5 protein-coding genes are annotated in these 6,127 nt (G+C 67.6%); 2 read left to right on the top strand and 3 right to left on the bottom strand.

Features of this window, described 5'->3' with window-relative positions; translation table 11 throughout:
- The first annotated feature begins 802 nt into the window (after nt 1-802).
- Nucleotides 803-1,270, top strand: coding sequence for a macro domain-containing protein (locus G4D83_RS43320; protein WP_163870819.1), 468 nt, complete (start codon nt 803-805; stop codon nt 1,268-1,270).
- Nucleotides 1,271-1,283: 13 nt separating this feature from the next.
- On the opposite strand, the gene G4D83_RS43315 is transcribed toward G4D83_RS43320, so the two are convergent.
- The 3 genes from G4D83_RS43315 to G4D83_RS43305 form a co-directional block, all read right to left on the bottom strand.
- Nucleotides 1,284-2,300, bottom strand: a complete 1,017-nt coding sequence (locus tag G4D83_RS43315) for an ABC transporter substrate-binding protein (RefSeq protein WP_163870818.1) — start codon at nt 2,298-2,300, stop codon at nt 1,284-1,286.
- Between the two features lie 81 nt (nt 2,301-2,381).
- On the bottom strand, nt 2,382-3,143 hold the full coding sequence (locus G4D83_RS43310) for an ABC transporter permease (protein WP_163870827.1): 762 nt from the start codon (nt 3,141-3,143) through the stop codon (nt 2,382-2,384).
- A 21-nt stretch (nt 3,144-3,164) separates the two neighbouring features.
- Complete coding sequence (locus tag G4D83_RS43305; protein ID WP_163870817.1) at nt 3,165-4,073, bottom strand: ABC transporter ATP-binding protein; 909 nt, start codon at nt 4,071-4,073, stop codon at nt 3,165-3,167.
- Nucleotides 4,074-4,329: 256 nt separating this feature from the next.
- On the opposite strand from G4D83_RS43305, the gene G4D83_RS43300 reads away from it, so the two are divergent.
- A complete protein-coding gene (locus G4D83_RS43300) occupies nt 4,330-6,126 on the top strand; it encodes a serine/threonine protein kinase (protein WP_163870816.1) in 1,797 nt (598 codons plus the stop codon).
- Nucleotide 6,127 lies beyond the last annotated feature (1 nt).

The following is a 6,127-nucleotide window of genomic DNA, read 5'->3' as shown; positions in this document are numbered from 1 at the left end:
CCTCACGCAGCGTGGCGCGCCAGAATCCGGCTCGCTGCTGGACTCCGCGCGACCTGCAACATCCCTTCCCGGCAACCAGCGCGCTCGTCGCGACCGCGATCTCCATCAACCACTTCGCTCAGCAACACCAGCACCACCGAAAAGCCCACCGCACCTCGCCGAGTTCCATCTGGTGCGGCGGGAGCGTTCGTGGAAGGGCGGAGCCGTCGCGTGTGCTTCCGCGCGCAAAGTAACTTAGCCATTGGCCTGCTGGAGAAGTTCCCAGTGACTAATGTCACGCAAACATCGGCGAAGGGGTCGGTTCGTTTGTGAGAAGAATGAGAGTCCGGTCGTGCGGGGGCTCGGCCCTATCAACTTCAAGGTCTTCTGGGAGCGATTGCTCCTTGATGCTGAAGCGTGTCGTCTCTTAGGAGCGCGGCTGGTGGCAGATAATGTCCCGCCCTCCCTGCACATCGACCTCAGTGTAGTGCAGTGGCCGCCCGCGAAGGGTGGGCGTGAAGTTCCTGGGAGGTCGGCTTCCTGTGGCCTGAAGGGCTGCTGGGCATGGAGTAGAAACAGGTCGCCCGTTACCTCTGGGTGGAAGGAAAGGTCTCTGTGTGGGTGAGCCCGATGGTCCGTAGCGTGGACGAGCACCACACGTGTATTGAAGTGCTCTTCAATGCCGACCGGCTCACCAACGACGACACACACCTGATGTGCCAGCAGGGAGGCTGCCCACCGTTCACCACGCGGGGACCGTCAGGGGCTACGCTCGAAAGAAAGGTGTCGCTTCCGCCACGTCAACTCATCAAGAGGAACACCGATGATTGAACTCGTCGAAGGCGATCTCCTCCAAGCGGATGTCGAGGCGCTCATCAACGCCGCCAACACGGAAGGCGTGATGGGCAAGGGTATCGCGCTTCAGTTCAAGCGAGCCTTCCCCGCGATGTTCAAGGAGTACAAACGCGAGGCGAAGGCGGGCCGCCTCGAGATGGGCCGCGTCCACGTCTTTGACGTGGGTTCATCGAAGGGCCCGCGGTGGGTCATCAACTTCCCGACGAAGCGGAGCTGGCGCCAGCCTTCGCTCCTGGAGTGGATTCGCACCGGCCTGGCGTCCCTCGTCGAGGAGGTTCAACGTCGAGGGATTCAGTCGCTGGCCGTTCCCGCCCTGGGCTGCGGAAATGGTGGCTTGGCGTGGGAGGAGGTCTTCCCCTTCATCGAAGAGTCCTTCGCGCGAATCCCGTCCGTTCGAGTGCTCGTCTACCCTCCGCCCGACGCACCCATTTCCTGAGTCGCGGCCCTGCTCAGTTCTTCGCCCCGCCCCCACGCGCCTCATTCAGCGCGCTCAAGTCCACCAGCCCGCTGATGTCCGAGGTAGGGATGAAGCCCAGTTCCTGCGCATGCTTCGCGGCGGTGCTCAGCGCGCCAGGCACCGGGTCCAGGCTTGGCTCCAGTCGTGAGAACGCACCCTGCAGAATCGCCGGCTGCAACGGCTTCTGCGTCAGCTTCCCGAACGCCGAGTTCACCGCCGCGGTGAAGCCCGCCGGGTCCTTCTCCCACCGCTCCGTCAGCTTCACGTGCGCGCGCAGCAACGCGACGATTCGCGGCCGCTGCGTCTCCAACACCTTGCGAGTCGTCACGATGACCGTGGTGGGAAACCTCCCCTCCGGCCACAGCGTCTTCTCGTCCACGAGAATCTGCCCGCCACCCTCCGGCTCCAGCAGCATCCGCGTGCCCCACGGCTCCGGCACCCACGCGCCCTCGATTCCCCCGCGCAGGTACTGCACCAGGATGTCCGAGTTCGTCAGCGGCACAATCTGCACGTCGCCCTGCCCATCCAGGTTCGTGCTCAACCCCTGCTGCTTCAGCCAGTAGCGCAGCGCGATGTCCTGCGTGTTGCCAAGCTGGGGCGTGGCAACCTTCTTCCCCTTCAGCTCCGCCGCCGACTTCGCCGTGCGAGTCACCAGCACCGCCCCGCCGTTCACCGCGCCCGCGATGATGCGCAAGTCGCGCCCCGCCTTGAGGTACGTGTTGATGGCGGGCCCCGTGCCCACGTACGACACGTCCAACGAGCCGCCCACCAGCGCCTCCATGGCCGCGGGCCCCGCGTTGAACTGCTTCACCTCCAGCTTGCCCACGCCAGGCTCCGCCCCGAACGTCCCTTCCCCGTTGCCCACCAGCGCCTGCGCATGCGTGATGTTGGGGAAGAACCCCAGCCTCAACGGAGCGTCGGCACCACCAGACGCGTCACGCTTGCAACCCACGCCCAGCCCCGCGAGGCCGGCGAGTACGAGGACAGCCAGGAACCGAAAGGCGCGCATAGGCACCCAGAAGAGGGACGGCGGGTCAGGTTGGCAACGGGTGTCGACACCCAAGCGTCGGGCGCTTCACGTCCCCGCCCGTCACATCGCGCCTTCCAGCCCCCACCGACGCCGCAGCCGGCCCTCCACCGTCTGGAAGAGGACACGGTCCACGGTGATTCCGATGATGATGATGGCCACCATCACCGCCATCACTTGCGGCACGTCCATCAGCTCGCGCCCCACCGTGAGCAACTGTCCCAAGCCTCCCGAGACGAACAGCAGCTCTCCAGCCAGCAGCGCGCGCCACGCGAAGCTCCACCCGAGCTTGAGCCCCGTGACGATGCCCGGCAGCGCCGCCGGCAGCAGCACGCCGAACTGGAAGCGCAGGCCGCGCACCCCCAATGTGCTGGCCACTCGCAACAACTGCGGGTCCACGCCCTGCACGCTGTCCTCGGTGGCGATGGCGATGCCCAGCACGCTGCCCATCACCACGACGAAGAGGATGGAGGTATCCGTCAGCCCGAACCACAGCAACGCCAAGGGCAGCCAGCAGATGGACGGCAGCGCTTGCAGTCCCATCACCACCGGCTTCACCGCGTTGCGGAAGAAGGCCAGCCGCGCCATCAACAGGCCCAGGGGCACACCGATGGCCACCGACACCACGTAGGCACGGCCCAGTCGCCCCAGCGAGCGCAGCGTGGCATCCAACAGGCGCCCGTCGGATGCCATGCTCCAGAGGCTCTTGGACACCGTCACCGGGCCGGGGAAGAGGTACGGAGACCAGATGCCCAGGCGGGACAGGCCCTCCCAGAGGCCCAGCAGCACCACCACCAGGCCCAGCTTCTGCGCGTAGTTCTTCAAGGGGGCGTCGCGCTTCATGGCTCACCTCGCGGGCCGGGGCAGTCCCGACGCGGGCAGCGGGGGGCTCGACGCGGCGGGCGCCGTGGCTCGCGGCGGCGTGGCTTCCGGCAGCGTGTTGCGCTCCACCTCGCGCAAGAGGCCCTGGACGTGGCGCACCATCTCCGTGAGCGCCGCGTCCTCCGGGTGGCGCGGCATGGGCAGGTGGACCTCCAAATCCCTCACGATGCGCCCCGGACGCGGCGCCATCAGGACGACGCGGGTGCCCAGCATCAGCGCCTCGTGCACGTCGTGCGTGACGAACACAATCGTCTTGTGGGTGCGCATCCAGATGGATTGAAGGAGCTCCTGCATGTGGATGCGCGTCTGCGCGTCCAGCGAGCCGAAGGGCTCGTCCATGAGCAGCACCGTCGGGTCCACCGCGAGCGCCCTCGCCAGGCTGGCGCGCATCTTCATGCCGCCGGAGAGCTGGTGCGGCAGCGTCTCCTCGAAGCCCTGGAGCTGCACGCGGCGGATGTACTGGTCCGCGCGCTCCTTGCGCTCGGAGCGAGGCACGCCTCGGGCCGCGAGGGCGAAGGTGATGTTTCCGCGCACCGTCAGCCACGGGAAGAGGGCGGCCTCCTGGAACATCAGGAGCCGGTCCGGCCCGGGTCCGGAGATGCGCTGTCCATCAATGGACACCGTGCCGCCGGTGGGCTGCACGTGGCCCGCCAGCGCGTAGAGGAGCGTGGACTTGCCACAGCCCGATGGGCCCAACAGACAGACGAGCTCTCCGGAGCGGACGTTCAGGTCCACGTCCTGGAGCGCCACGACCTTGTTGCCGTAGCGGTGGCCCAACTGGGTGACGGAGATTTTCGCGTGGTCGGCCTCCACGTGCGCTGGCCGGAGCAGGCGCAGCGAGCTTCGCCATCGGCCAAGGAGGGCACGCAGCATCGGCCACAAGCTAGGCATATGTGGGCAGAGTGGAAGGGGTGGCGGGCTCACAGCGAGAGCGCACGCCGTCCTGCTTCCTCGCCCGGCGAGCGGGGAGGCCCCGCCCTTGGACGGGGGTACAAGCACTTCGTGACCTTGGCCTCTGAAACGTAGGGACTCCGGAGGCGCTTGCTTCCGGTGCTCGCCCGTCCGTCCCGGACTGGAGGGCAGGCTCCGGGGTTCCCTTGGACACAGAGGTGAGGGAACCTCCCGGGCAATGCAATTGGGGAAATATCAGCTCGTCCGCAAGCTGGCGACGGGTGGCATGGCGGAGGTGTTCCTGGCGAAGGCGGCCGGGCCGGGGGGCTTCGAGAAGACGCTGGTGCTCAAGCGCATCCTCCCGCACCTCGCGGAGGACCCGTCCTTCGTGGAGATGTTCCTCGGTGAAGCGCGGCTCGTCGCCGGGCTCAACCATCCCCACATCGTCCAGATTTTCGACTTCGGTGAGGCGGAGGGCAGCTACTTCCTCGCGATGGAGCTCATCGACGGCCCCAACCTGCGGCGCTGGCAGCGACAGGCCGCGTCGAAGGGACAGCCCTTGGCGCCCAACATCTGCGCGAAGGTGGTGGCGCAGGCGGCGGAGGGCCTGGCCTTCGCGCATGACTTCGCGGACCCGACGACGGGGCAGCCGCTCGGGTTGATTCACCGTGACGTGAGCCCGGACAACATCCTCGTGTCCCGGCAGGGCGCGGTGAAGGTGGTGGACTTCGGCATCGCCAAGGTGGCGGGACAGAAGCACCGCACCCAGACGGGCATCGTGAAGGGCAAGGTCGCGTACATGCCGCCCGAGCAGGTGCGGGCGGACCCGTTGGACCGGCGCGTGGATGTGTATGCGTTGGGCGTGGTGCTGTACGAACTGCTCACGGGAAAGCTGCCCATCGATGGGGCATCGGAGTTGGTGTTGATGCAGGCCATCGTCTCGCGCGAGCCGATGCCGGTGAGCCGCTATCGTCAGGATGTCCCCGCCGCGCTCCAGGACATCATCACCCGAGCGCTGCGGAAGGACCGCGAGGACCGCTACCCGGACTGTCGCGCGCTGCAGGTGGACCTGGAGCGCTTCGTGCTGTCGGTGGGCGAGCCGGTGGGCGCGTACCAGGTGGCCCAGGCCGTGGAGCAGGTGGTGGAGGAGCGAATCGTTCCGACGCCCGCGCCGATGCTTTCGCGGCCCGAGGCCCGGGAGGCTCGAGAGGAGACACCCGAGCGCACCGTGCCCTCGGGGCCTTCGCGCAAGCCGCTCGCGCGGACGGGAGAACGTGCCGAGGCGCCGGCCGTGTTCGAGCAGGAGACCGAGACGCGTCCCCGCGTGGACCCGAGGAACGCGAAGCGGAAGATGCTCGTGCCGGCGGCAATCACGGGCGCGGTGTTGCTCGTGGCGGGTGGGGGTTATGCGTTGCTCGGCCGAGGAACTTCGGCCCCCGTGCCCGAGACTCCGACAGGTGCGTCCACGAACGTGGCCGGTGCTCCCGAGGCTCCGATGGGCGCGCCTGCGCAGGTGGCGGGTTCGCCCGAGGTTCCGATAGGAACGTCCGCAACGGTGGCGGGTTCACCCGAGACTCAGACGGGCACCGCCACCGCGGCGCAAGGAGCCACGAAGACTCCTCCTCCCGCACAGGACGCCGAGGACCCGCAAGGCGAAGCCGCGCTGGAGGCGCAGCTCGCTGCGAAGCGGGCGCAGGGAGAGTTGGTCGTCGGGGCGGATGAGGACAGCGGCCTGCTCAGCTACGTGGCCTCACCCGCCAGTGACACACAGGCCCCGAGCGCGGAGCCGAAGAAGCCCGCGTCACGAGCGGTGAAGGGCGCGCTGGGCTCGGTGGCGTTCCGGATTCGCCCCTACGCCGTCGTGTATCTCGATGGCAAGAAGCTGGGCGAGACACCGCTCGCCACCATCGACGTCCCCGAGGGCATCTATGCCGTGACGGCCGTCAACACGCGCTTGGGGAAGAAGGTGACGCGCAGCTTCGAGGTGAAGGCCGGTACCGCCAACGTCTTCAAGCTCAACCTGTCGCAGGACTGAA

The sequence above is a fragment of the Myxococcus eversor genome (assembly GCF_010894455.1).
Lineage (GTDB): Bacteria > Myxococcota > Myxococcia > Myxococcales > Myxococcaceae > Myxococcus > Myxococcus eversor.
This window is presented reverse-complemented; position numbering and strand designations above follow the sequence as displayed.